The following is a 26651-nucleotide window of genomic DNA, read 5'->3' on the forward strand; positions in this document are numbered from 1 at the left end:
CCGTGGTAAAAATGGGGCCTTTTCCTTCCCAAGGGCCCTATGCCTCAGACAGGTCTGTCCGGCAGCCGTTCGATCAGGTTCGCGCTGACGTTGGCCGTGCTGGTGGGGGTGTCTGCCGCCAGTCATGCCGCGGCCAATCCCGAGGTTCAGCGCTACCTCATCTCGATTCGCCGCCTGTATGAGAACCTGGAATACGAGCGTGCGCTGAACCAGATCCAGCTGGCCCAGCAACAGAAGGCCCGCAGCACGGAAGACGAAGTCACCCTCTCCCTCTACGAGGGCATCCTCCTGACGGAGATGGGCCGGGTGGAGCCGGGGACCGCCGCGTTCAAGGCCGCGCTGCTGCTGAAGCCCGAGGCTCAGCTGCCCGTGCCGGTCGCTCCGAAGATCGGCAAGCTCTTCGAGTCCGTGCGTCAGCAGGTGAAGCGAGAGATGGCCCCCCTCCTGGCGCAGCAGCAGGCGGAGCCGCTGGCGCGTCCGCCCTCCCTGGCCTCGCCGGTGCCGGCGCCCGCCGCGCCCGTGCCAGGCGCCGAGGGCGTGAGCCAGCGGGCCCCGGGAAGAGACCTGAGGAAGTATGCGCTGGTGCCGGCCGCCGTGGGAGGAGGCCTCCTGGTGGCGGGAGGCGTCTCCTGGGCCATCTCTCGCGGGGAGCGGGGACGGCTGCGGGACGATGACCCCTCGCTCGCGACGCGGGAGGATGTGGACCGGAGCGTCTCGCGAGGCCGTACGTGGCAGACGGTGGGCTTCAGCCTGCTGGGCGTGGGGGCCGCAGGGGTGGCCACCGCGGCCGGAATGTACTTCCTGGGAGGGCCGGAGCGGCCCGTGTCGCTCGGGGTGAGCACGGATGGGACCTCCGCGATGATTCATGGGAGGTGGCCATGAAGCCCCGGTGGAAGCCCGGACGCTGGGCGCTGCTGGCCACGGTGGTGCTGGGCGGTGGGGTGGGGTGCACGGACTTCGACGCGGAACGGGCGGCCTTCTGCCAGCGCAACCCGGACCAGTGTGGCGTGGGCCCCACGGGGCCGGAGCCCTCCCCGGATACGACGCCGCCCGCCATCATCGATCACTCCCAGTCGGCCAGCAGCGTGATGGCGCAGGACGTGGTCCGGTTTCAGGTGGTGGCGCGGGACGAAGAGACCCCGGTGCTAGAGTTCTCGTGGACGGCCAGCGCTGGTGCCCTGGGGGAGCCGTCGAGCGCTGAGACCACCAGCGAGGTGATGTGGACTGCGCCCGCGTGCATGCCCGCGGGCACTGCCGTCACGGTCACGGCTACGGTCCGCGATGCTGGGGAGTTGACCGCCACCCATGCCTTCACCGTGTCCGCGAACCCCTGCCCTGCGCCAGCCCTCGATGCCGGGTATGCCCATTCGTTGGCCCTTCGCGACGATGGCACCGTCTGGGCTTGGGGAGAGAATGGGGGTGGGCAGCTCGGAGATGGAACCGTCACCCATCGCTTGGTTCCGGTACAGGTGACAGGACTGCACAGTGTCATCGCGATCTCCGCAGGCATATACCATTCGTTGGCTGTCCGGAGTGATGGCACTGTTTGGGCTTGGGGGAAGAACGGCGCGGGGCTGCTCGGCGATGGAACGGCAGTCAATCGCCTCGCGCCTGTTCAAGTCCCCGGGTTGACTCGAATCATTGCTGTTTCCGCCGGGGGAGCCCATTCGTTGGCACTCAGCGGCGACGGTTTCGTATGGGCTTGGGGGGAAAACGCAGGGGGACAATTAGGGGATGGGACGCACTTGCCGCGTCATTCTCCTGTTCCGTTGTCCGGTATCAGCGGCGTGACGGCCTTGACCGCGGGCTTCTTCCATTCACTGGCACTTCGGAATGATGGCTCCGTCTGGGGCTGGGGAGCGAACACCGATGGCCAGCTGGGCGATGGAACGATCCGCGGGCGGTCTTTACCCGTGTCTTTGCCCGGATTCACCCAGGCCTCTGCGATTGCGTCAGGTGGGAGCCACTCACTGGCAGCTCGTGACGGTGGCCGTCTTTGGAGTTGGGGCTCGAATGAGTTTGGCAAGCTTGGAGACGGGACAACAGAGGAACGCCTCGTGCCTGCGTCTGCATCGAGCCTCAACAACATCATTGCGCTTGACGGAAACCGGGACCACTCCTTGGCCCTTCGCAGCGATGGCACCGTCTGGGCCTGGGGATTCAATGGCAGCGGTGCTCTCGGAGATGGGACATTCTATGATCGCGCTTCCCCTGTGCCGGTATCCGGGCTCAGTGGTGCGATAGCGATTGCCGCAGGCGAGCGGCACTCGCTGGCGGTACAGAGCGATGGCACCGTTTGGGCTTGGGGCAGAAACCAAACGGGTGAACTTGGAGATGGGACGGGCACAAGCCGTGCCTCCCCGGGACGGGTCCCTGGACTGCGCCTGGTGACGTCCGTTCCCGTGGGGCCCTGACTTACCGCGAGGGGCGAGTCTTGGGGACCTTCTTGCGCTTTCCAGCCTTGCCCGCCTTGCGCACCGGAGGCTTGGGCGGCGGGACAGGCTCGAAAAGGGCCTGAACGGAGGACACCGTGACGGCCTTGCGCAGCCAGTGCTTGAGCTGTGCCGGGTCCGTGCATGCCAGGATGTGCTGCCGGGCCTCCGCGTCCACGGCAAAGCCCCTGGCATCCAGGACTTCGAACAGGGCAGCCCGCTCCCCCTCCTGAAGCCCCTCCTGAAGTCCCTCCTCGCGCCCTTCCTCTCGCCCCTGGGAGAGGTACTTGCGTGCGAACTCGCTCTGGTACTCGTAGTGGCCACTCTGCATGAGAGCCTCCAAGGCGTGACGGGCCGCCTCGTTGAGGGAGGACAGGGTCAGGTCAACGTAGAGGCGGACGCGCTCGGCATCAAGCCCCACCACGGCGGCCAGGACGGTCTGGGCGATGGCCGGGCCTACCTCCGCGTGCCCATGGGCCATGGCGGACAATACCGCCAACTCCGGATCCCGGCGGGCTGCCTGCTCGTCGGTGAGCACGGGGATGGCGTCGGGCCCTGCGACCAAGGGGCGGAGCACGAAGCCCGGATGGCCCAGTTCGATGGGCTGTGCGCACCAGCGGGCCACGGAGGCCTCCGGCGCTATGACCAGGAGTGCGGTAGGACAGCTTACCCGTGAGCGAAGGCTGGTGAGGTAGAGGGGCCAGGTCTTGCGCTTGTCCTCGTCGCGGGACAATTGCACTTCCACGACGATGGCGAAGACGGGCTTGCCCTCCAGCAGGAGAACCACGAGATCCGCGCGGTACTCCGTGGGAACGACCTCGGTCAGCTCCGCGGACTCGACGCGTGCCTCGGACCAGGCCGGCAAGCCGAGGCCTAGCGCATCGCGCAGCAACTCCGGCGCCAGCGTGGGGCGATGACGGAACAGCAGCAAGAGCCCTTCATGCTGCATCGAGGCCATGGCGGAAGCCTACGGCGGGCGTCCGACAGCCCGTGGGAACTCCGTGAGGACCCATGCCTGCCAGGGAATGGGCTCGGCCTGGGCGTCCTCGCCGCCGGCGTACACGGCGCAGCGTTGGGCCAGGGCATGGTCATCGAGGAGGCCGTACCCGTTGGGCCGGGCGCTCAACTGCTGAGCGAAAGCACGTTCGAGGCTGTTGCACAGGGATGAGTGCAGGCTACCGCCCAACTCCACCCCGAGGACTTCCGAGCCCAGCGGCACGCCGCCTTCGGATGGCAGGAGGCGCCGCGCAAGGATTTGATGGAGTCCGATGGCCGTCTGTCCTGGACTGGGCGCCGTCTGATTCAAGAAGTCATCGGCATCCGCGCTGGCAAGTCCCAGTCCAAGAATGAAGGCATCCCCGCCAGACGGGATGAAGGTGGCACAGAACTCCTGGGCTGCTTCCAGCGTCAGGAAGACATTCGGCCAGAGAAAATCCTTATCGAACCGGTGGCTCACCCACTGGATGAGTGCGTCCAGCCGGTCCGGGGGAATCCCGAAGCGTGCGGTGACCGGAAGCCACTCGGTCTCGGTGCCTCCTGCCCAATCGAGGGCCCAGGTATCCGGGATGATGGGGGCCAGGCAGCCAGAAGCCGTCCGGAACGTGGCCGGAATGAGGCTCGCGTCCATGAACGGCGCACGCGGTGCGGGGCAGGCAATGAGGTACCCGCCTGACAGGAAATGGGAGCCGTTCGAAGGTTTCAATGGATGCCCTCACGTGCCAGTCTGCCCGAATCTGGGAGGGTTTCGCATGGACTTGATGAAGCGAATGATGCTGTTTGCGATGTGTCTGTTGTCCTGGGCCGCCACGGCGTCCGTTCAGAACGCTCACGTGGAGGCCGCGAGCGTGGCCATCACCAACGGGCCGGTCTGGTACGACACGACCGGGGGCACCCTCCAGGCCCACGGTGGGGCCGTCATCAAGGTGGGCTCCACCTTCTACTGGATTGGCGAGGACAAGCTTCACAACTCGGCGACCTTCCGGAACGTCGTCTGTTACTCCTCGCCGGATCTGAAGAACTGGAAGTGGGTCGGCTATCCGCTGAAGCCCTCGTCCCATGCCGAGCTGGCCAGCAGCAAGATCGAACGGCCCAAGGTCATCTACAACGCGGCGACCGGCAAGTACGTCATGTGGATGCACTACGAGAACGCCGCTGACTACTCGCTGGCCCGCGTCGCCGTGGCCTCCAGCAGCTCGGTGTGCGGCAGCTACACGTACCACGGCAGCTTCCGGCCGCTCGGCTACGAGTCCCGGGACATGACCGTCTTCAAGGACGATGACGGCAGCGCCTATCTCCTGTCCGCCTCGAACTCCGGTACCGGTACCAACGGCTCCCTCGCGTCCTTCAAGCTCACGGCGGATTACCTCAACGTGTCCACGTTCCTCGGCTGGGTGGCCGAGAATGGGCACCGCGAGGCCCCCGCGGTCGCCAAGCAAGGTGGACGGTACTTTCTGATCACCTCGGGCGCCTCCGGCTGGTACCCGAATCAGGCCAAGTACATGACGGCCACGTCCATGAGCGGGCCATGGTCGGCCCCGCAGAACCTCGGCAACACCTCGACGTTCTACTCGCAGTCCAACTTCATCCTGCCCGTGCAGGGCACGTCGGGCACGGCGTACGTCTACATGGGCAACCGCTGGAATCCGAGCTTGCTCGGGGACTCCCGTTACATCTGGTTGCCCCTCACCTTGAATGGCTCCAGCGGGACCGCCTCCCTGGAGTGGCACAGCACCTGGAACCTCGACGCCACCACGGGGACGGTGTCGTATCCGGCGCTCGTCAACCATGCGCTGGGCAAGCCCGCGACGGCCAGCTCCGCGGCGTCCGGCTTCGCCGCGGGCCGGGCCAACGACGGCAACTATCAGGCCGAGTGGAAGGCCACCGGCGTCACCTGGCCGTCCTGGTGGCAGGTGGATCTCGGCTCGGCCAAGAACATCCGCGAGGTGGATATCTCGTGGTTCCTCCACAACGGCTCGGAGGCCTATTACCAGTACCGCATCGAGTACAGCACCGACGGCGCGAGCTGGGTGTCCCTCGACCGGACCGCGAACAAGACGTATGGCTTCACGACCGATGCCGTGAACTTCACCGCCCGGTATGTCCGCATCGTGCTCGTCAAGGCGGTGCTGTGGAACAATCCCAACAACTGGTACACGCCCATCCTCTATGAGGTTCAGCTGCTCGGGGGCTGAGGGCCCGGGGCGGGGACCATCCCCCTGGATGGGGAGGACTGCTACGCTGCGCGGCGTGTTCCTGTCCGTTCTCCTGGTGGCCCCCCTGCTGTTCGCCGCGCCGCCTCCGCCTCCCGCGCGGGTCGAGCTCGTCTTCGGTGGGGATGTGATTTCCCATGGGGATGTTCGGCGCACGGCGGCGGAGCATTTCCGCAAAGCCGGGCCCCCGGTGAAGGGCTCGCCCACGCCTTCGCTCAACCATGAGGGGTGGGATCAGCTCTTCGGGCCCATCGCCGACGTGCTGCGCACTGCGGACGTGGCGGTGGTGAATCTGGAGACCCCCATCACCGCCAACCCGAAGGCGGTGACGAAGGAGCTGCTCTTCAATGCGCCGCCGGCCTTGGCCCAGTCGCTCGCGGCGGCCGGGGTGAGGCTCGTCTCCACGGGCAACAACCACGCCCGGGATCAACACCTGACGGGAATGGTGGAGACGCTCCAGCACCTGGAGGCCGCGGGGGTCCGGCACGTGGGCACGGGCGCCTCGCGGGCGGAGGCCTGGGCGCCCGTGGTGATGGAGGCGCAGGGCGTGCGGCTGGGGTTTCTGTCCTTCTCCCGCCTGCTCAATGGCTTCAACAACCCCGTGGCGGCCACGCAGCCCCATGTCGCGCTCGTGCCTTACCCCAGGACCGGGCGCCCTCCGGGGATCGAGCAGCTCCTGGCGCGGGTGCGCACGGCGGCCACGCAGTGCGATGTGCTCATCGTGCTGGTGCACTGGGGCGCGGAGTACACGGTGAAGCCCCTTCCCGAGGATGAGGCGCTGGCGCATGCGCTCATCGACGCGGGCGCCGGGGCGGTGATTGGCCACCATCCGCACGTGTTGCAGCCGCTGGAGGCGTACACCACGAAGGGCGGCCGGCGGGGGCTCATCGCCTACTCCCTGGGCAACCTGGTGGCGAACCAGGGCCGGTTCTATGCCCATACCCCGCGCAGCTCCGGCAAGGCGGGGGACACCCGGGACTCCATGCTGTTGCGCGTCTCCTGGCGCCGGCAGGCGCCGGGCGGGCCCGTGCAACTCGACGAGGTGGCCGCGCTGCCGGTGTGGATCGAAAACAACGCGCGGACGCGCAAGCGCAAGCAGCGCCGGTTCATTCAGCCTGTGCTCATCGATCGCGAGGTGGCGGTGCTGGAGGAGCGGCTCGCGGCGCTGGCCGTGCAACCGCTCCAGGCGAAGGAGGCGAGGGGGCTGGAGCAGCGGCTGGCGCTCATGAAGTACCGGCGCGAGCGCATCCTGAAGATGCTGCCCGAGGGGTTCGCGGTGGCTGCGCCGGGCTTGCGCCTCCGAAAGGAAGTGGGGGCAGGACCCGTGGCGGTGCAGTCCACCCCCTGAGTAGGACTTTTCCGCAGCTCAGGACTCCCCCCGAAAGGGGGATCTCTTTCGCAAGGGCTCGTGGGTAGTGTCTTCACACAGTCCAAGGGACACGGGAACTCGCGGAGGGCCGATGGTCGCCAACAGGGTGCGGAACACGCTGTCTTCCAAGCATGTCTTTGTCGCCATCGATTTCGAGACCGCGGACTGCTACCGGGACAGCGCGTGTTCCGTGGCGCTGGTCCGTGTGGAGGATGGGCAGATCACCGCCCGGGAGCACCGGCTCATTCAGCCCCCGCGCCGGACCTTCCAGTTCACGGCCATGCATGGCATCTCTTGGGACATGGTGGCCCGCTCCCCCACCTTCGGCAAGGTGTGGACCGGGCTCACGCCCTTGCTGGACGGTGCGGAGTTCCTGGCCGCTCACAACGCACCCTTCGATCGCTCCGTGCTCAAGGCCTGCTGCACGGCCGCGGGGCTTGCCTTGCCGCCCCAGGAGTTCAAGTGCAGCGTGCGTCTGGCCAAGGCCACCTGGGGCCTTCAGCGAGCCACCCTGCCGGATGTCTGCCGGCAGCTGAGAATCCCGCTCAAGCACCACGATGCCCTCTCGGACGCGGAGGCCTGCGCTCGCATCGTCCTGGCGGTGGAGGCGGCTGGGAGGCAATAGCTGCTCACGGGCCGGGGCGGGGCTTCTGGTCCGGCAGCTCCCGGAGGGCGGTGGGCCGCACGAGCAGCGGGCCTCCGTACTTGAGCCGGGCGATGCGCTGCGCGGGGTAGATGCCCCGGTGGCCCGTGAGCAGGTACGCCACCGTGGCCACGATGGCCACGTGGGGCAGCACGCTGGCGCCTACGAGTTCCACCGCCATGATGGTCAGCGCCAGGGGCGTGTTGGCCGCGGCGGCGAAGAGGGCCGCCATGCCCACCGCCGCCCCCACATCCAGTGGCAGGCCCAGCAGCCGCGCCAGCACGTTGCCGAGCGCCGCGCCGATGAAGAACAGCGGTGTCACCTCGCCGCCCAGGAAGCCCGCCCCCAGCGTCACCGCCGTGAAGACGAGCTTCCACGCGAACGCGGACACCGGAAGCGAGGGGTCCACGAAGGCGCGCACCAGCGTGGGCACCCCCAGCCCCAGGTACATGTCCGTCCCCGCCAGTTGCCACAGCCCCACCACTGCGAGCCCGCCGGCCGCCATGCGCCAGGGCAGGGCGGGGATGCGTCCCTCCAGTGCCTTCTTCAGCCGGTGCGTTCCCTCCATGAAGACGATGGCCACCGCCGCCACCGCCACCGCGAACACCAGCCACTTGGCCAACACCCCGCCTGTCAGCGGCAGGGCGCCCGGCGCCGGGTAAGCGGTGTGCACGATGCCCAGCCCCCGCGTGGTCAGGTCTCCCACCACCGAGGCGACGAGGGCTGGCAGCAGGGCCTCGTAGCCCAGGCGGCCCACCACGAGCACCTCCAGGCCGAACACCGCGCCCGCGATGGGGGTGCCGAACACCGAGCCAAAGCCTCCCGCGATGCCCGCGGCGAGCAGCTCGCGCCGGGTGTCCGGGGACACGCGGAAGCGGTGCGCGATGGCGTCCGCCAGGCTGCCGCCCATCTGCACCGCGGTGCCCTCCCGCCCCGCGCTGCCGCCAAACAGGTGCGTGAGGACCGTGCCGAGCAGCACCAGCGGCGCCATGCGCAGCGGCACCTGCCGGTCCCCCTCGTGCACGGTGTCCAGGATGAGATTGTTTCCCCCCCGGATGGAGGCGCCCCACCGCGCGTAGAGCGCTCCCACCGCGAGCCCCGCGCCCGGTAGCGCGTAGACAACCCAGGCGTGGTGCTCACGCCAGGCGGTGGCCTCCTCCAGCAGGAAGAGGAAGAGCGCGGAGGCCACCCCGCACACCGCCCCCACGAGCGTTCCCAGCACCACCCATTGCGTCAAGGCGCGGAGGCTCTGCCGCGGGTTCACGGACGGACACGCGGGGAGGGAGAGGCGGCCAAGCGCATGGACGAAGACTTTACATCTGGCTCGGCGGGGCCCGGGGGCTCTGTTTCATGGCGGCCAGTTTCCGGGCATCGCCCCCTCAGGGCTGCTCCCGCACGGTGCCCCCCGGTGACACCTCCATTAGGGCTTCCTCCCTAGCCAAGGAGAGCATGCCCATGGTGATGCCACGCTTTCCCCTGTTGCTGTTGCTCTGCGCCGCATCCTGTCTGTCGAGCCAAGCCGAGGCGCTTGGGAAGGAGGAGTTCCCAGAGCGGGAGGCCGTCTTGCCCCCCACTGGGGGGAAACCCTGCGTTAGCACCCCCGCGCTGCTGGTGGACCTGCTCCCGGGGGCCAAGGGTTCGTTGCCTCGTGAGCTGGTGGCTGGCAACGGCAGCCTCTTCTTCACCGCGGACGACGGGGTGCATGGGCGGGAGCTGTGGAGGAGCCAGGGCTTCGGCAACGCCAGCGGCCCCGCCGCCTTGCTGGTGAAGGACCTGCGGCCCGGCACCGCCACCTCCAATCCCCGCCGCCTCACCGTCGTGGGCAACCAGCTGTTCTTCACCGCGGACGACGGGGTGCATGGGCGGGAGCTGTGGGTCAGCGACGGCACCTCCGGGGGCACCCGGATGGTGAAGGACATCTGGCCGGGCACCTATGGCGCGTCTCCCGACCAGCTGCTCGCCTTCGGCCCGGTGCTCTACTTCGCCGCGAACGATGGACAGCACGGCATCGAGCTGTGGCGCAGCGATGGCACGGAGGCGGGCACCTTCCTGGTGAGTGACCTCTATCCCGGGGATGACGTCTATTCCCCTGGGGTGCCGGGCAGCTCCAGCCCCCGCCGGCTCACCCGGATGGGCGACTCGCTCTTCTTCGTGGCCAACGTCGAGGCCGAGGTGTTCATCTGGCGCAGCCTGGGCGTGTCCGCCACCACCTCCGTCTTCTCCGGCCCCGAGGACAACTTCCTGTCCGCCTTCACCGCGGCGGACTCGCGGCTGTTCTTCCTGCACGACAATGACGAGGGCGAGGCGAGCCTGTGGTGGACCGATGGCGCCTATGCCGAGCCGCTGCGCTTCTTCCCGGGCCTCTACCCGCATGACCTCACGGCGCTGGGGGGCAAGCTCTACTTCAGCGCCGGGGGCGGCGAGCCCCAGTTCTGGGGAGAGCCCGAGGGCGAGGAGCTGTGGGTGAGCGATGGCACCTCCCCGGGCACCGTCCGGGTGAAGGACATCTGGCCGGGCGTGGACAGCTCGGCGCCCAGCTTCATCCAGGCGATGAATGGGAGGCTCTACTTCGCCGCGGCCAACGCGGAGCACGGGCGGGAGCTGTGGGTGAGCGATGGCCTGGCCAAGGGCACCACCCTGCTGAAGGACCTGGCGCCGGGCGCGGAGGGCTCCACCCCCGAGAATCTGACGGCCACCGCCGGGCTGCTCTTCTTCTCGGCGGCCACCGCCGGGCGCGGCCGGGAGCCCTGGGTGAGCAATGGCCTGGAGGGGGGCACCTTCGCCCTGGGGGACATCGCCCCGGGCGGCGAGGCGTCCAACCCGGAGGGCTTCGTGCGCCTGGGCTGGGAGGTCTTCTTCACCGCCACCGAGCCCGCCCAGGGCACGGAGCTCTGGGGCGTGAAGGTTCGCGCCGGGGCCTCGTGCAACTCGCCGGAGGAGTGAGGGCGCCTCGCTTCAGCGGGCCTGACGCTGCTCAAGGGCCTCCAGCCGCCGCAGGAAGGCCCGGCCCTTCTCCGCGTCCGTCATGTGGACGAAGGCCGCCAGCCCCTTGAGCTGCTCCAGCGTCTCGCCCTCGGGGCCGGGCTTGCCCTGCTCCCGGTTGTGGATCGCCGCGCGCAGCTTCCGCACCACGTCCCGGGGCACCCGGGCGCCGGGCGCGCCCTCGGGGGCCTCGTTCACCACCAGGCCGGTGACGCGCTGCCGGCTGCCCTTGCGCTGCACGCGCGTCTTGTCCGGATGCAGGGTGAAGCCTTCGGCCTCCAGCACGCCCTTCACCCGCGCGAGGAGCAGCGCCACCGGCGCGTCGGCCTGTCCGGGCGCCTTCGCCCGCCGCCAGGAGAACGTCAGGTCATCCGCGTAGCGCGTGTACGTGAAGCCCAGCCGCTTCGAGAGCGCCGAGACGCGCTTGTCCAGCCGCAGGCACAGCGCGTTCGTCAGCGCCGGCGAGGTGGGCGCGCCCTGGGGCAGCGCCCGGGGGCCCTGGGCCACGTAGAGCGTCTGGCCCCGGAAGCGCACCACCTCGCGCGGGGCCTCGGTGGCGAGCAGCGACAGCAGCGTGGCCAGGTTCTCCGTCAGGCCGCCCTTGCGCAGCAGCCCCTTCACCCGGCGCCACGTCACCGAGGGGAAGAAGTCCTTCATGTCCACCTTCACCACCACGTCCGCGCCCCGGTGCGCCAGCGCGTTGGTGAGGATGGAGCGCCCCGCGACGAAGCCGTGCGCCGCCCCGTGTACCGGCAGCCGCTCCACCACGTTCGCCAGCACCCAGCGCTGCACCGCCTTCAGCTCGCGCTTGGGGGAGGTGAGCGTGCGCTTGCCCCCGTCCCGCTTGGGAATCTCCCACGTCTGGTAGTGCGTGCCGGTGTCCACCTCGCGGTGGAAGGAGAACCAGCGCAGCCGCGACAGGGAGATGCCCAGCGCCTTGGCCAGCGCCTCGGCGGAGTCCAGCGTCTCCGGCAGGCCGTTGGCCTTCGCCCGCTCCTCGCGGTTCTCCACGTCGAACGTGTCCGGCGCGTCCGACTCGTCCCAGTGCACCCCCACGCCCAGGTGGTGGATGTGCGTGGCCTTCCAGGCCTCCCACGCCAGGCGCTTCTGCGCGCGCCGCTCGGTGGCCTCCGCCTTCTTCTTCTCCTTCCAGGCCGCCTTCTGCTTGTCGGTGAGCGACTCGAAGTCCACCTCGTCCGCCGCCACCCCCTTGGCCACGAGCTGCTGGCGCACCCAGGCGTCCGTGCCGCCTGCCTCCTCGATGGCCTTCCACCGCAGGCGCAGGGCCTCGTGGTGGGCGCGGCGCGCCTCCTGCTTTGCCGGGTCCGGACGGGTGGGCGCGGGCGCTTCGCCGGGGACCGGCGGCGCGGCGGGGACGTGCGGCTCCAGCTTGGCGGTCATGACGGCTCCTGGCGTCGAGGGCGCATGGGGCAGGGCGGCGGAAGCGCGAGCGGTCGAGGGAGGCCCAAAGGCACCACCTTCTCACCTGGGGCACGGTAGCCTCACCGGCTCTCCCCTCCGGTACTGCCCTCCCGGGCCGGGGGAACGGCGGTCGCGTCGTTGGCTCAGCTCCCCGGCCCGGGAGGGCAGTACCGGAGGGAAGAGAGCCAAGAACAGGCTACCTTGCGGAGAGTGTCCTGCTTTTCAACCAGAGCGGCGCAACGCCGCTCCCGCGCTCGAGGCGCTGAGGCTGATGGCTTGGGACCTCTCTCGGCTGCTCGCGTCTGAATGATTCCGCCGCACCTGCCTTCCTGCCGCGCTCCCGCAGCGTCCGTGTGCTTCCGTTTCCGTGTTCTACATCATTGAAGCGGCCGCATCGATATATCCCTCGGCGGCCAGGGACTCCAGGCGCGAGAAATACGCGGTGCGGGCCTCCGCGTCCGTGTCGAACCAGAGCTTCTGCTGGCGCGAGGCGCCCTGGCGGGGGCCCCACTCCACCGCCACCACTTTCCCATCCAGTGAGACGCGGTACACCTGCTCCTGGCCGGAGGGCTCGCGCCGCACGTAGGCGCGCGTCTCCGCGGTGATGCGCTGGCGGCCCTCGGGCGTCTGACGCAGCGCTTCCTGCTCCGCGCGCTGCCGCGTCTGGGCCAGCCGCAGCGCCAGCATGTGCTCGCACGGGCCCTCGCGCAGCCCCGAGCGCCGGAAGTGGGGGCAGCCGCAGCTGGCCTCCTTCACGCGCCCCTCCAGGTCCAGGGTGAAGGAGGGGAAGAAGCTGCGGACGGCTTCCCGGTCCACCACCTCGCCCTGGATGCGGGTGCCCTCGCCCACCACCTCGTGGACCTTCGTCACCTTCACCTCGCCCGCGCCCGGCCCGCCGTCGCCGAGCAGCCGGTGCGCCCGGGCCTCGCGCTCGTTGCCGTAGCGCAGGGTGGCCTCGTCCACCGGCGTGGGCATCAGCTCGCGCGGCCGGTACGTCTCCTGGGCGATGTCATAGAGGAGGCGCCCCCGGAGGCATTCGAGCTGCAACGCCGCGCGCACCGCGTCCTTCGGGGCCCCGGCCTGTGCCGCGAGCGTCTCGAAGGACAGGGGGCCCTCGGTGCGCAGCCGCTGGCGCAGCCGCTCGGGCAGGCCGTCCGGCACCGCGCGCGGCATCAGCACGTCGAAGGCGGCGGCGCTGGACCAGCCGCTCTCCGTCCACCCGGTGAGGGCCAGCGTCAGCGTGGCCTGCCCGAGGTCCACCGCCCAGAACACCGGCAGCCCCGGGCCCAGGAGCCGCACCCGGATGTTCTGGGCGTGGGGCAGCAGCCGGGCGAGGGCCGCCAGCCGCTGCCGGCCGAAGGTGCGCACCACCGCGGGCACCGTGCCCGTGTACACCGAGGCGTGGCACTCCAGCACCAGCTCCCACGGCTCGATGATGAGCCGGGGCACGGCGCCGGGGATGAGCTCGAAGCGCAGCGCGCGCGGGGCCGTCTTGGCCTTCCGGGTGCGCAGGGCGAACAGCAGGTTGTACAGGTCGATGGGCGCCAGCGTGCAGGTGCTCGCCGGGAGCGTGGCGGCCGACTGCACCTGGAGGAAGCCGCGCAGCCACGCGTGGGGCACTTCCACGTTCCGGGGCGCCCGGGCCTCCTGGGCCGGCAGCGCCACGTGCGCCTCCAGGGAGAGCGGCACGTAGGTGCGCAGCCGGTCCACCTTGGCCATCAGGTCCTTGGGCACGTCCAGGAAGGTGGAGCCGTGCGCGGCCTCGCGGCCCTCGAACAGGGCGCTGTCGAAGGCCAGGCGCGCGTAGGCGCTCTCGTCGCGGGAGAAGACTTCCAGGGACACCTGATCCGGATCCACCGTGAGGACGGGATCCAACACCGTGTCCTTCTGCTCCTCGGTCTGGAGCGAGGCGTCCAGGAAGGCCTTCTGCGCCTCCCAGATCTGCGCGGTGGCGCGCTTGCCCTGCTTCATCAGGTAGGCCAGGTAGGCCGTGCGGTCCCGTCCCTGGTAGCGCAGGTCGCTGGCGAGGATGCCCAGCGTGGCGGCCAGCGCGTCCCGGAAGAGGGCGGGCTCGCGGACCTTGCCGCGCACGCCCACGGTGCCGCGCGAGCCCTCCAGGGCCAGCAGCACGCGCGAGGCCTCCGGGCGGGTGTCCACGTCACTCGTGGTGGCGTAGCGCAGCTCGACGGGGTGGCGGGAGGTGGCGGGCGTCATGAGGGGGCTCCTTCCTTACGGGTACGGGCCAGGGCCCGGCGGGCGCGTTGGTGGGCGCGCCAGGCCGCCTTGCGGAGGGCTTCCGGCTGCGCCTTGTCGAAGGCGAGGCCCTTGAGCAGCTCCGCCGCGGCTTCATCGCCCATGCGGCCGAGCGCGGCCAGGGCCTCTTGCTTCACTTGAGGCGTCCCTCCGGTGGCGAGCGCGCGCAGCGGCTCCCACTGGTGAGCGGCCAGCAGCGCGGGCAGGGCGGCCCGCCGTCCTTCGGAGGTCGCCAGGGGCTCGGGCGCGCGCAGCCCCGCGGCCAGGGGCCCGACGGCCACCGGATCAAACGGCTTCACCGCCAGCGCCCAGTCCGTGCGCTCCGGGGCGAGCCGGGCCAGGGAGGCCGCGGCGGCGGAGCGCACCCGTGCGTCGGCATCCGTCAGCGCGGTGCGCAGGGCCTCGGCGGCCGAGGCGCGCTCCTTCGCGGAGGCCAGCACCGGCGCGGTGTTTCCCTCCGCCGTGCCCAGCAGGGCCAGGGCGCGTGCGGCCTCCTGGCGGACCGCTGCCGGGGCGACGGCCTCGCCTCCCCGGAGGATGGCGTGGGCCCCGGTGGCCAGCGGCGCGGTGCCCAGCCGGGCGCTCGCCCAGAGCAGCCGCTGCCACGCGCTGGCGAGCGGGGGGCGTTTCGTACTGGGGGCCGCGGCCCACTCGGCGGCGGTGCGCCGCTCGGCCGAGGCCAGCGCGCCGTGCAGGGTGGCCGCGTGGGCGGGGGACAGCGGGGCGCGGGGCTCGCCGGTCCACGTGCCGATGACCTGGGCGGCCTCCTCGCGGGCATGGGGCTCGTCGTGGGCGAGCAGCGCGGCCAGCTCCGGCACGGGCAGGCCACCGCGCCGGGCGATGCCCCGGCGGATGCGCTGCCGCAGCGCCTCGTTCTTCAGCGTGGCCAGGTGGGGCACGAGCTGGGCGGGCTCCGCCTCGTCCGCCAGGTATGTGGCGGCGGGCTGGGAGATGTCCGGAAAGCGGCTCGTCACCGCGAGGAACTCCACCCGCACCCGGTCCTTCGGGAAGAGGGCATCGAGCGCCTTGCGGGCTTCCTGCCGCAGCGGGGCTTCAGGGTCGTCGAGCACCTGGGCCAGGGTGGACTCGGCCTCGGGCGCCCCCAGCTTGCCCAGCTCGGTGGCGGCGGTGAGGCGCACCATCAGCCCCGTGGTGTCATCGGTGAGCAGGGCCTCCAGCTTCGCCCGCGAGCGCTCGCCACCGATGAAGCGCAGGCCGCGTACACCCGCCTGCTGCTGCTCGAGGCTGCCCGCCTCCAGCGCGGCGGCTTCCACCTTCTCCTCGATGCGCTTGCGGTCCTCCCCTTCGGGCAGCTTCGCGGCGAGCCGGCCCAGGCCCTCCACGGCGGCCACCAGCATGGGGGGCTCGGCGGGGGCCTCCGGGGTGCCGCCGCCGGCCACCGTCTCCAGCTCGGCCAGGGCGCGCGCATCCCCCAGGCTGCCGAGCGCCAGCAGGGCGCGCTCGCGATCCCCCGGCTCGCCGGCCCGCGCGTACAGCAGCAACGGGCGCAGCGCGCTGGGCAGGCCCTTGGAGGCGACGGCCTCGGCCGCGGGCAGCATCAGCTCGCGGGCGCCGGCGCGCAGCACCTCCTCGATGGGCTCCACCTTCGCGCCCTGGTGCACGACGCGCGAGGAGTAGTGCGCCACCGCCTCGCGGCGCACCGTCACGTCCCGGTCCGGGAAGAGGCTCAGGAGCAGGGCGTCCTGGCCCACGTCGGCCCCCGGCACCAGCTCCCGGGGAACCGCCTGGCGCACGGCCACGTCCGCGGAGCGGGCCGCGGCGCGCAGAAAGCGCACCGCCAGCGCCATGTCCCGCAGGTTCATGTCGCGCGTGCCCTGGGCGTTGGGCTTCACGTTCCGGTCCGCCACCTCCATGGCGGCGGTGAGGCAGGCCAGCCGCACGCTGGGGGCCTCGTCGTCCAGCACCTGCTGGGCCAGCACCTCCACCGCCTCCGGCAGGAGCGTACGCCCCAGGGCCTTCACGAGCGCGGCCCGCTCGTCCAGGCCTGGCGCGGCGCGAAGCCGGCTGGCGAGGGCGGCCACGGCGGCGGGGGTGGAGAGCCGCGTGAGCGCCGTCAGGGCCCGCGCGGCGGCGGCCGTGTTCTCCGAGCGCAGGAAGGCGCTCAGCACCTCCACGGCCCGGTCATCCTTGCGCCACGCGAGCAGCTCGGCGGCCCGCATGCGCAGGTCCTCGTGCTCGCTGGCCATGGCCCGGCCCAGCGCCTCGGTGACGCGGGCATCGTTCGCCCCAGCCAGCCGCTCGATGACGCCCACGCGCAGATCCGCGTGCTCACTGGAGAGCGCGGCCAGCAGGGGCTCCAGGCTGCCTGCGGGGCTCAGCCGCTCCAGCAGCTCGAAGGCGTACCGGCGCACCTCGGGCAGCGGCGAGTTGAGCGCGGCGGTGATGCGCGGCCGGGCCGTCTCCCCGCGCGTGGCCAGGGCATCCAGCGCGGCCCGGGCCACGTCCTGGGAGAGCGAGGCCAGGGCGAGCGCCAGCGGCTCCTCGGAGCCCGCGGGGTACAGCTCCTGGAGCCCCGCGAGCGCCGCCTTGCGCACGAGCTGGTGCGGGTCCTCCAGGGCACGCAGGAGCGCGGCCACGGCGGCGGGCTGGCCCGCGACGCCCTCCTGGGTGAGCTTCACCACGCGGTCCACGGCGTCCCGCCGCACGCGGTGGCCCTCGTCGCCCTCGGAGGACACCTGGCGCAGCAGGCCCACGTAGGCCCCGAAGGCCAGGCGCCGCAGGTGCTGACGCTCCGCGGAGGCGAGCGCCGAGGGCTCCTTGCCGGCGTCCGTGCCGGTGGAGAAGATGCGGCGCAGCCAGTGCTTCGCGGGCTTGTCCGTGGCGGGCCCGGGGCGGGGCGCCGTCTCCGGCTTCCAGGGCGCGTCCAGCGAGTGCAGCTGCGCCACCTTCTGGGCCTCGCGGAAGTACTCCACGGGCTTGTGGCGGAGGTTGAGCACCTGGGCGGCCGCGTAGCGCTGCTCGGAGACGTCGCTGGCGAGCGCCTCGGCGAGCTTCACCATGCGCCGGGCGCGCTCCTCCTCGGCGGGCCACTCCTTCATGTCCCCGGCCTTCTCCGGCCGGGGCGGCATCAGGGCCTCCACGAGGTGGGCGAGGAACGCCTCGGGCTCGGCGCGCAGCTCCAGGGCGCGCGCGGCGGCATAGCGCACCTCGGCCCGCGTGCTGGACAGGGCGCTGGTGAGCAGGTCCGGCGGCTCGCCCCGGCGCGAGGCGCGCAAGTCCCGGGCGAGGATGATGGCGAACACCCGCTCCTGCACGTCCCGGTGGGTGTCCTCCAGGCCGTGGAGCATGCCGCCCTCGCCCGAGGCGCCCAGCGCGGCGAAGGAGAGCAGCGCCCCCAGCCGCACGGGCAGGTGCTCATGGCGCAGCGTACCGGTGAGCACGGGCAGGGCGCGCACGTCCCCGAGGCGCGCGAGGCCATCGGCGGCCCAGGAGCGCACCGCCACCATCGCGTGGCCCAGCGCATCCAGCAGCGCCCCCTCGTCGCCCCGGCGGCTGGCGGTGGCGAGGCCCCGGGCGCCTTGCTCCTTCACCTCGTTCTGCTCGTGCTGGAGCAGCGTCGTATAGAAGGAGAGGAGCCGGCGCGAGCCCAGCGTGGCCAGGGCGCTCGCGGCGCGGGCGCGCAGCGGGAAGAGGAACTGCGGCGGGTAGCGTTGCTCCAGATCCTTGCTGGTGATGAGCGAGCGCATGGGCTCGATGATGTCCTCGGCGCGCCGCTCGGCGAGCAGCTCCGCGGCGCGGACCTGCAAGGGCAGCGACGCCGAGAGGAGCCCCGCGAGCAGCGGCCCGTTCTCCTCCTTCACGAGCGTGTTCAGCGTCTCCAGGGCCTGGAGGTGAACGGCGGGCGCCTCGTCCTGGATGAGCTTGAGCAGCGGGGAGCGCAGGGGCGCGGCGGGGGCCTCCCCGGCCTCCTTCGCCGCGAGGGCGCGGAGGGAGATGTGGGCGGTGTCGAGCGCGGCGAGGTGGGGCTCGGGCTGCGGCTTGCCCACGCGCTTCACCCACGCCTCGTAGGCGGCGGTGGCCACGCCCTCGTCCCGGTCCTTCACGGCCTGCTTCAGCCGGTCGAGCGCCCAGGCCTGCTCGCTCTGTTGCGAGAGCACCTCCACGGCGCGCCGGCGCAGGTCCGGGAAGCGCCCGGCCAGGGCCCGGTCGAGGGCCTTCTGCGGGTCCTGCTCGTTCCAGGCCCAGAGGGTGCGGAAGGCCTCGTCCCGCACCTTGCTGGACTCGTCCTCCAGCGCGTTGCCCAGCAGCGTCTCGGCCTCCCCGGCGCGCGTGGCGGTGCCCAGCTCCACCAGCCGCGCGAGGCCCCGCACGCGCACGTCCTCGAAGGAGGAGCGCAGCGCGGCCTGCGTGCTGGCCAGGGGCGTCTCCACGTCCAGTGACACCACGGACTCGAAGGCGGTGGCGCGCACGTCCGCGTCCTCGTCGTCGAGCATCCACACGAGCCGCTCGCGGGCCCGGGGGTCCTTCAGCACCTGGAGCGCGAAGGCGGCGAACCGGCGGATGGAGGCATGGGGCTCGCGGGAGAGCTGGAGCAGGGCCCCCAGGGCGCGCGTGTCACCGAGGTAGGCGAGCGCCTGCGCGCCGCGCGCGGCGGTGTCCGGGGTGCGGCAGGCCATGGCGGCCAGCAGCGGCTCCAGGTCCGCCTCGGTGAGGGCGGCACCGGCCTTGCCCACCCCGGAAAGCTGCGCCCGGGCCGCCTGGGCCTCGGCGTTGGAGACGGGCTTGGGGTCCGGAGGCTGGGGCGAGGGCGTCTTGGGCAGGCGGGCCAGCCGGCGGCCCAGGTCGAGCCCCGCGCGGACGAAGTCCGGATCCAGCTTCTCCAGCGTGTGGGCCAGGGCGCGGCGCTCCATCACCCGCAGCAGGAAAGCGTTGTGGCGCACGTCCGGATCCATGTCGTCCAGGGCGCGGGCCACCAGGGGTTGGAGCGCGGCGGAGCCGAGCTGCCCGGTCCAGGCGGCGCGCAGGAGCACCTCCGTCCGGAGCGCCGGGGGGCCGCGCTCGAAGGCCATCCGCAGGGGCTCGGGGCTGCCCTCGGGGGAGGCCACGGTGAGCGCATCCAGCGCGGCGAGCCCCACGGAGGCATCCGCGTCCGCCAGCTTCCCGGCGATGAGGCCGGGCACCAGGGGCGAGGTGCCCGCCAGGGCGGAGAGCCGCCACAGGCCCGCCACGCGCGTGTCCGCATGGCGCGAGCCGAGCGCCGCGCGCGGGGCGGCCAGGGGGGACTCCTCCAGCGTGGCGAGGGCCTCCAGCGCGGCGGCGCGCACGGAGGGCGCCTCGTCATCGAGCCGTTCGCGCAGCTTGGGACGGGCGCCGGTCCGGCCCTTCGCGGCGAGCTCGGAGGCGGCCAGGGCGCGCACCGGGGCGTCCCGGTCCGAGGTGAGCACCTGGAGCGCGAAGCTCAGCGCCTCGGGCTCCTCCAGCGCGGCGGCCTCGCGGACGGCGGCCTCCCGGCGGGGACGGCCCTCGTTCAGGGCCTCGGTGAGCACCTCGAAGCCGTGGAGGTACTCCTGCTGCTCGTCCGAGGGCGTGCCATCGGGAGCGAGGGTGACGCGGGCCACGTGGCGCGAGTCCCCGCCGGTGAAGACGTGGCCGAGGGCCGTTTTGGCCTGGCGGGGGTTGGCAGGAGGCGCGAAGGCGAGCACCTGCAGCGGCTTGCTCCCGAAGTCGAGCGTGCGGGGTTTGCGGCGCTCGTCCAGGCGCCACACCTTCACCTGGCCATCGGCCCCGGCGGTCCAGAAGCGGTCCTTGGCCTCCTGGCCGGGCTCGGCCGTGGGCGTGGGCGGGAAGAGGAGGGCGAGCACGGGCCCGGCGTGGCCGGAGTCCTTGTCCCCGCGCGTCTCGAACTCCACGGCGCCTGCGAGGTACCAGATGCGGATGCGGCCATCGTCCCCGGCGGACACGAGCCGCCCATCGCGCGGGGTGAAGGCCAGGGCGCGCACGGGGCCGTCATGGCCGGGCATGTCGCGCTGGGCGCGGGAGGCGAGGGTGAAGGCGCGGACGACGGCGTCATCGCCCGCGCAGGCGACGGTGGCGTTGCCCGGAGCCACGGCGACGGCGCGCAGGGGCTGGGCGGAGGCCTGCCACGACTGGAGCGCCTCTCCGGAGCTCAGGGCCCAGGCGCGCAGGGCGCCATCCATGCCCACGGTGTAGAGCCGCTGGCCGTCGAGGCCGAAGGCGAGCGCCGTGCAGCCGCCGGGGTGAGCCGAGGGCAGCTCCCGCTCGAGGGTGCCGTCGCCCAGGGCGCCCACGCGCACGGTGCCATCCGCGCCGGCGGCGGCCCAGCGCTCACCGGCCAGCGCCAGGGCGAGCACCGCCGAGGGCAGCTCCACGCTCCACAGCACCTTGTTGGCGGTGGTGTCGTACGCGGTGAGCTTGCTGGCGGAAGCCGCGCGCGCGCCCCCGACGAGGAGCACCCGGCCGTTGGCCGCCAGTGCCCGTACCTTCTCGATATTGCCGATGGCGAGCTGGGCCATGTCTCTCTGAGACCTTCCGGATCCGGCATGGGGCACTCAGGACGCAGCACCCCGGGTGGCCCATGGCGTCGGTGGCGAGCCATGGAGCTGTGGGTCTAGCACATTCTGCTCAGGCAACGGGGGGCCAAGAAGAGGCGCCGCTGGGAGGAGCTCCTTACGGATGCACTGCCGCCCGCTCGTCGTGATGGAAGTTTTCCTGGGGTGTGCCGCCACACCGGCGCTCACGCCAACGCCCCAGTACGGCATGAGACAGGATGGGGCGGTTTGGGCTGGGGGGCCGTGGGAGGCGGTTCACCCGTCCCGGACTGGAACTCTTCCGTCGCGTGGCGCCCCTGATACCTCCGCCTCGGTCGAACCTCACGAGGTTTCAAGGTGTCTTCGCTTTCTTATGCGCGACTGGCGGGTGGTCATCGCGGGAGGCGCATCACCTAGCGTCCCTGTAGTCTCGGCTCGTGCTCCAGAGGGTGGGGGCCAGGAGGCGCCACATGCGACGATGGACGATTCTGCCGCTGGTCGCGTTCGTCGTGGGGTGTAGTGGCAGCACGGCGAAGTTCGTCCGCTTGGAGACAGGGCAGGGCGAGCCCATCGTCCACATCCTGCGCCGCGATGGGGAGCCGGTGGAGGTGAGCGACAAGGAGTTCAAGCAAGCCGTAGCGGAACACATCCCCTCCGTTCCTCCAGCAGCTCGGCCCCTGGAGCACGCTCGGCAGCGGTTCGGAGTCCCTGAGCGAAGTGGCTGGTTCCGGTACGAGGGCAGGAGCCAGCGTCTCATGGCCTCGGAGCTGGGGAGCCATGAGAACCTTCGCCTGTTGCCAGCCGATGAGGAACTGAAGCGCCGTTACCTGCTGTGGTGCGAGCGGACCTGGGGACCTGGGGATTGCCTGCGCCTGCTGGTGGACAGGCCCTTTCTCGATGGGGATGGCAAGTACGCCCTGGCCATGGCGATCGCCCATGGCAAGGTGCTGGGAGCCATGAAGGAAGAACTCCGCCAACTGGTGAGCCCCCAGGCGGTGGTCGCCACAGTCGTCGGTGGCCTGACCATGTATGCCGTCTTGCTGGCGTTGCCTGAGCCGGTGACCAAGGGGGTGGCGGCGCTGCTGACGCTGGGGGCCATGGCGTACCTGGGCTGGGACACGGTGTGGCGGCTGATCGATGGGTGGCTGGTGTTGATGAAGGAGGTGGATCGGGCCACCACCTTCGACGGCATCCATGTCTCCGGAGAGAAGTTCGGGGGTGTGATGGGGGCGAAGGCGGCACGAGCCTTCGTCATGCTGGCGACGGTAGCGATGGGGAACACGGTGGCGGGGATGGCGGCGGCGCTGCCCCAGTTGCCGGGGGCCGGGCAGGCTGCAGTGGTGGCCGAGACACAACTGGGCATCCGTTTCGCGGCCCCTGCTCTGGCTCAGGTGGAATCAGCCGCCCTCAGTGCCGAGGGAGTCACCATCGCGCTTGCCCCCAATGCAGTCGCCATGACGGCGCGGGATACAGGCGGTGCTGGTGGGGCATCCAAGGCCGGCCTCAGGGCCTTCAAATCCATGAGGGAATTCAAGAGCGCGATGGGTTCTGCGGGTGAGGGCAAGAACTGGCACCACATTGTCGAGCAGACGCGGAGTAACGTCGAACGGTTCGGTCCTGAGGCCCTGCACAACACCGAAAACGTGATGGTGGTTGAGGCCGGCGTCCACGTGAAGATCAGTGCGTATTACTCCTCGAAGCAGAAGTTCACGGGCGGCATGGTCGTGCGTGAATGGCTGCGCACGAAATCATATGCGGAGCAAAGAGAGTTTGGGCTGAAGGCCCTGCAGCAATTCGGAGTCATTCCATGAAGGCAGCGCAGGTGCAGGGGCTCACCGCGGACCAACTCGTGGAGAAGTACCGGGAGCTATCTGCAAGGCACGGGCGCGCAATCGAGGCGGGCAATCACAAGGCTGCGAATCGAGACTTCGACGTGATTGTGGCAATCAACAAGGAACTCCGAGCACGCGGAATCGAAGCACACCGGGAGTTATTGACGCTGCTGAATGATCCTGAGCCAGGCACTCGCTGCTGGGCTGCTACGGATGTGCTTGAGTTTGCGCCACGAGAGGGCGAGCAGGTTCTTGCCGAACTTGCAAAGGTGCCGAGGAGCTTGGTGGGGCTGACTGCGGACATGACACTGCGCCAATGGAAGGCTGGGGAGTACAAGCCTGGGTGATGCTTGAATCTGTCTCGCGGCGGCTGGATGGGGCCGGGCTGCTGCGCAGGAGCTTTGCACTGGACGTGTTCGCCTGAGCACGACGGACTGGTTGGGGCACTGCTCCTGGATGTCCAGAGGGTGAGGGCAGGTGCCGCCGAACTGTGCGCCAAGCCGGTGCAGAGGGTGAACGGACAAGCCAGCGCGCAGCACCGGTTTCTTCCAGCCGCTTGACAGGTAAGCATCTCCTTACGCATTATCGGCGGACGATGATGCACACGGAGCCCGGGGTGTTCGGAGCGATCAGCCATCCGGCGCGGCGCCGCATGCTCGACCTGCTGGCCGACGGTGACCGCCCGGTGAATGCGATCGCCGAGAACTTCGAGATGAGCCGCCCGGCGGTGTCTCAGCACCTGCGCGTGCTCCTTGAGGCGGGCCTCGTCACCGAGCAACGGCACGGCAGAGAGCGGCGGTACCGCCTCGTGCCGGAGCAACTGGGGCCGGTGCGCGACTGGCTCGCTCACTACGAGCGGTTCTGGGACGACAACTTCACCCGCCTGCGGCGGCACCTCGAGAAGGGCAACGAACCATGACAACGAAGACGATTCGACGGGAGCTGAAGTTCACCCAACCGCCCGCCGCCGTGTGGCGCGCGCTCGCGACCCGCGAGGCGCTCGCCGACTGGATGTACCCGAACGACTTCGAGCCGCGCGTCGGGCATCGCTTCACGTTCCGCGTGCCTCCGGACCCTCGGGCCCAGTTCGACGGACTCGTCGTGCACTGCGAGGTGCTCCGGTGCGTTCCTCCGTCCGAGCTCGAGTTCACGTGGGTCGTTGGCGAGGGCTGGCTGGATACGCGCGTCACCTACCGCCTCGAGGCCGATGGCGATGGGACGCGCGTGCTCTTCGCGCACTCAGGCTTCAAGGAGGACCAGGCGTTCCATGGCGCCGAGTTCGGCTGGAAGATGATGCACGGAAAGCTCGACAAGACGCTCAAGAAGGCGCCGGGCGGCGCCGAGCTGTCTCCTCCCGTCAGCGACAACCCGGCCCTCAAGGCCTAATCACCGAGCCACCACCTATGAACATCGTTTTCTGGGGTCTTCAGGCTGTCCTCGCGCTGCTGTTCCTCGCAGGCGGGTCGTACAAGGCGTTCTCGTTTCAGCAGCTCGCGAGCCAGTTCAGCGAGATTCCCCACGGGGGATGGCGGGCGCTCGGCGTCCTCGAGATGGCCGGTGGCGTGCTGCTGATCGTTCCGGCGGCGTTGAAGTGGATGCCCAGTCTCACCGCGCACGCGGCCGCAGTGCTCACGATCGAGACGTTTGCGCTCGCTGCGCTGTACGCGAGTCATTCGACGAAGATGACGCCCGAGAACCCGATGCTCTGGGCGCTCGTGATGGGGGTTCTGGCCGCCTTCGTGGCGTACGGCCGCTATGTACTCAAGCCGGTGGTGTCAGCCGCCGCGTGACGGAGTGAAGGACGATGCCTGCGAAGCCACCCTCGAAGCCACGGAAGACCGCGATGAAGCCGGGACGGTCTCAAACCGCCCGCAGCGGCGCTCCGCGCGCCGCGAAGCCGAAGCTCCTGTCAGGCGGCAACCCTCAGATTCCGAAGGGCGAGGGCGACGCGCCGGTGCAGGCCTTCATCGAAGCGATGCCCGAGTGGAAGCGCGACATCGGCCGCCGGATCGACGAGATCATCGTCCGCACCGTCCCGGGAGTGCGGAAGGCGGTGAAGTGGAACACGCCGTTCTTTGGCGCCGGCGAGGTGGGCTACTTCACCTCGTTTCACTGCTTCGACAAGTACGTCAAGGTGACCTTCTTCCGGGGCACCTCGCTGAAGCCGCTTCCCCCCGGCGTGTCCAAGGTGAAGGACGTCCGCTACTACGACATCCACGAGGGGAAATTCGACGAGGTGCAATTCGCCTCGTGGATCCGTCAGGCCGCCGCGCTCCCGGGCGTGGTCCCGTGACGCCTGGTTCGCCACCGGCGCCAAGTCACGGGACCCCATCATGACCCAGCAGACGCTCATCATTGACGGCTTCAACCTGACGGCCGGACAGGTACTGGCCTGCGCGCGCGACCGCGATTGCGCCATCCAGGTCGGCCTGGCCCAGTCCTCGCGCGACGCGCTCAAGGAAAGCCGCGACTACATCGAGTCGACCTGGATGCACGACGGCGCGCCGATGATGTACAGCTTCAATACCGGCGTCGGCCTGCTGAAGGACACGCGCGTCAAAGTGGCGCACATCGAGCTGTTCCAGGCGCAGCTGATCCGGGCCCATGCCGCCGGCATGGGCGAGCCGTTTTCGGAAGAAGTCTCGCGCGCCACCATGCTGCTGCGCGCCAATGCGTTCGCCAGCAATTACTCCGCGCCGCGCGTGGAAGTGCTCGAACGCCTGCTCGCCTTCATCAACGCCGGCATCCATCCGCTCATGCCGCAGAAAGGCTCCGTGGGCGCCTCGGGCGACCTGGCGCCGCTGGCCTATCTCTCCGGCGCGCTCGCCGGCTTCGAGGAAGCCGAGGTCATGTACAAGGGCCGGCGCATGTCCGCGCCGGAGGCGATCCGGCAGGCGGGCATCGGTCCGGTGCAATTCGAGCTGAAGGCCAAGGACGGCTCGGCCCTGATCAACGGCTGCACGGTCTCGCTGGCGGTCGCCTTGCTGGCGGCCGATGACGCACGCAAGCTGCTGCTCGACGCCTGCATCTCGCTGGGCCTGACGCTGGAGGCGATGCGCGCCGAGATGCTGGCTTTCGATGAGCGCATCCACAAGGCGCGTCCGCACAAGGGCCAGCTCAAGACCGCCGCCATCGTGCGCAAGCTGATGGCGGGTTCCACCCGCGCCACGCACGCCGCGCGCGCCGTCCAGTTTCCCGGCGAGCTGCGCAGCACCGGCATCGAGTACACGCCGCGCATCCAGGACGTCTACTCGCTGCGCTGCGCGCCGCAGGTCCACGGCCCGGTGTTCGACGCGCTCGACTACATCGACGGCATCCTGCACACCGAGATCAATTCGGCCACCGACAACCCGCTCATTTTCGGCAAGGACGGCGGCGGCTTCGAGATCATCTCGGGTGGCAATTTCCATGGCCAGTACCTCGCGCAGGCGATGGACTTGCTGGCGATCGCGGTGGCCGACCTCGGCTCGATCTGCGAGCGCCGCCAGGCGCGGCTGATCGACCCCACGCTGTCGTGGGGCCTGCCGCGCAACCTGATGACCGGAATCGCCGGGGTGAACACCGGCTATACGGTGGTCAGCTCCTCGATGAGTGCGCTGGTCATGGAGAACCGCACGCTGTGCATGCCGGCCAGCGTCGACAGCATTCCGGCCAAGGGCAACAGCGAGGATCACATCTCCAATTCGACCTGGTGCGCACGCAAGGCCGCCACCGTGGTCGCCAACACCCGCTATATCGTCGGCGTCGAAATGCTGCTGGCGGCGCAGGCGCTGACGATGACCGAGCACCTGCTGCCGGGCTTGACGCTGGGCGCAGGCACGCAGGCGGCGTATGACGAAATCCGCCGCCGCATCCCAGCCAGCCTGGACGGCGACCGCTGGTACCACAACGACATCGCCGCCGCGCACGAGTGTGTGGCCAGCGGCGCGGTGCGCGCGGCCGTGGAAGAGAAAGTCGGCAAGTTCGGCGACACCGCCGCCTGAACAAAAAAGGCGCCGGA

The 26651-nt window shown here is 70.5% G+C and carries 19 protein-coding genes and 1 pseudogene; 13 read left to right on the forward strand and 7 right to left on the reverse strand.

Annotated features, from left to right (window positions below; all coding sequences use genetic code 11):
- Positions 1-39: 39 nt before the first annotated feature.
- The gene (locus KY661_RS28000; protein ID WP_225413124.1) at positions 40-882 is read left to right on the forward strand and encodes a hypothetical protein; all 843 of its coding nucleotides are present in this window, start codon (positions 40-42) and stop codon (positions 880-882) included.
- A gap of 229 nt (positions 883-1111) precedes the next feature.
- Here KY661_RS28000 and KY661_RS28005 read toward each other — a convergent pair whose 3' ends face one another.
- On the reverse strand, positions 1112-1267 hold the full coding sequence (locus KY661_RS28005; protein WP_225413192.1) for a hypothetical protein: 156 nt from the start codon (positions 1265-1267) through the stop codon (positions 1112-1114).
- Between KY661_RS28005 and KY661_RS37780 the strand changes: the two genes are divergently transcribed.
- A complete protein-coding gene (locus tag KY661_RS37780) occupies positions 1239-2414 on the forward strand; it encodes an RCC1 domain-containing protein (protein WP_225413189.1) in 1176 nt (391 codons plus the stop codon). The two genes, KY661_RS28005 and KY661_RS37780, sit on opposite strands and share 29 nt — an antisense overlap.
- A 1-nt stretch (position 2415) precedes the next feature.
- On the opposite strand, the gene KY661_RS28015 is transcribed toward KY661_RS37780, so the two are convergent.
- Entirely contained in the window at positions 2416-3390 is a 975-nt protein-coding gene (locus KY661_RS28015; protein ID WP_225413125.1) for an RpnC/YadD family protein, read from the reverse strand.
- 9 nt (positions 3391-3399) lie between these two features.
- Complete coding sequence (locus tag KY661_RS28020; protein ID WP_225413126.1) at positions 3400-4059, reverse strand: hypothetical protein; 660 nt, start codon at positions 4057-4059, stop codon at positions 3400-3402.
- A gap of 121 nt (positions 4060-4180) precedes the next feature.
- Here KY661_RS28020 and KY661_RS28025 point away from each other — a divergent pair, with 121 nt between their 5' ends.
- The 3 genes from KY661_RS28025 (at position 4181) to KY661_RS28035 (ending at position 7635) form a co-directional block, all read left to right on the forward strand.
- Positions 4181-5623, forward strand: coding sequence for a family 43 glycosylhydrolase (locus tag KY661_RS28025; protein ID WP_225413127.1), 1443 nt, complete (start codon positions 4181-4183; stop codon positions 5621-5623).
- Positions 5624-5651: 28 nt separating this feature from the next.
- A complete protein-coding gene (locus KY661_RS28030; RefSeq protein WP_225413128.1) occupies positions 5652-6989 on the forward strand; it encodes a CapA family protein in 1338 nt (445 codons plus the stop codon).
- Positions 6990-7101: 112 nt separating this feature from the next.
- The gene (locus KY661_RS28035) at positions 7102-7635 is read left to right on the forward strand and encodes a 3'-5' exonuclease (protein WP_225413129.1); all 534 of its coding nucleotides are present in this window, start codon (positions 7102-7104) and stop codon (positions 7633-7635) included.
- Positions 7636-7639: 4 nt separating this feature from the next.
- Here KY661_RS28035 and KY661_RS28040 read toward each other — a convergent pair whose 3' ends face one another.
- A complete protein-coding gene (locus KY661_RS28040) occupies positions 7640-8917 on the reverse strand; it encodes a chloride channel protein (RefSeq protein WP_225413130.1) in 1278 nt (425 codons plus the stop codon).
- Positions 8918-9108: 191 nt separating this feature from the next.
- Here KY661_RS28040 and KY661_RS28045 point away from each other — a divergent pair, with 191 nt between their 5' ends.
- On the forward strand, positions 9109-10596 hold the full coding sequence (locus KY661_RS28045; RefSeq protein ID WP_263437429.1) for an ELWxxDGT repeat protein: 1488 nt from the start codon (positions 9109-9111) through the stop codon (positions 10594-10596).
- A 12-nt stretch (positions 10597-10608) separates the two neighbouring features.
- Here the strand turns inward: KY661_RS28045 and KY661_RS28050 are convergent, their stop codons facing one another.
- The 3 genes from KY661_RS28050 to KY661_RS28060 form a co-directional block, all read right to left on the reverse strand.
- A complete protein-coding gene (locus KY661_RS28050; RefSeq protein ID WP_225413131.1) occupies positions 10609-12036 on the reverse strand; it encodes a reverse transcriptase family protein in 1428 nt (475 codons plus the stop codon).
- 393 nt (positions 12037-12429) lie between these two features.
- Positions 12430-14271, reverse strand: a complete 1842-nt coding sequence (locus tag KY661_RS28055) for an SWIM zinc finger family protein (protein WP_225413132.1) — start codon at positions 14269-14271, stop codon at positions 12430-12432.
- On the reverse strand, positions 14268-20804 hold the full coding sequence (locus KY661_RS28060; protein ID WP_225413133.1) for a HEAT repeat domain-containing protein: 6537 nt from the start codon (positions 20802-20804) through the stop codon (positions 14268-14270). The genes KY661_RS28055 and KY661_RS28060 overlap by 4 nt, the downstream gene beginning before the upstream one ends.
- Positions 20805-21289: 485 nt before the next feature.
- On the opposite strand from KY661_RS28060, the pseudogene sitA5 reads away from it, so the two are divergent.
- The 7 genes and pseudogenes from sitA5 to KY661_RS28095 form a co-directional block, all read left to right on the forward strand.
- Positions 21290-22318, forward strand: a pseudogene (gene sitA5, locus KY661_RS28065) (SitA5 family polymorphic toxin); the annotation flags it as partial.
- Positions 22319-22626: 308 nt separating this feature from the next.
- Entirely contained in the window at positions 22627-22998 is a 372-nt protein-coding gene (locus tag KY661_RS28070; RefSeq protein ID WP_225413135.1) for a DUF2019 domain-containing protein, read from the forward strand.
- A gap of 269 nt (positions 22999-23267) precedes the next feature.
- Positions 23268-23570, forward strand: coding sequence for an ArsR/SmtB family transcription factor (locus KY661_RS28075; protein WP_225413136.1), 303 nt, complete (start codon positions 23268-23270; stop codon positions 23568-23570).
- Entirely contained in the window at positions 23567-24037 is a 471-nt protein-coding gene (locus tag KY661_RS28080) for an SRPBCC family protein (protein WP_225413137.1), read from the forward strand. The genes KY661_RS28075 and KY661_RS28080 overlap by 4 nt, the downstream gene beginning before the upstream one ends.
- Positions 24038-24054: 17 nt before the next feature.
- Positions 24055-24441, forward strand: coding sequence for a DoxX family protein (locus KY661_RS28085; protein WP_225413138.1), 387 nt, complete (start codon positions 24055-24057; stop codon positions 24439-24441).
- A gap of 53 nt (positions 24442-24494) precedes the next feature.
- Positions 24495-24944 carry a DUF1801 domain-containing protein gene (locus KY661_RS28090; protein WP_225413139.1) on the forward strand — a complete coding sequence of 150 codons (450 nt, stop codon included), beginning with the start codon at positions 24495-24497 and terminating at the stop codon, positions 24942-24944.
- A gap of 40 nt (positions 24945-24984) precedes the next feature.
- Positions 24985-26634: an HAL/PAL/TAL family ammonia-lyase gene (locus KY661_RS28095; RefSeq protein ID WP_225413140.1), complete on the forward strand. Its 1650-nt coding sequence runs from the start codon at positions 24985-24987 to the stop codon at positions 26632-26634.
- Positions 26635-26651 lie beyond the last annotated feature (17 nt).

The organism is Allostigmatella hybrida (assembly GCF_020103775.1).
In the GTDB taxonomy this organism is placed as follows: Bacteria; Myxococcota; Myxococcia; order Myxococcales; family Myxococcaceae; genus Hyalangium; species Hyalangium aurantiaca.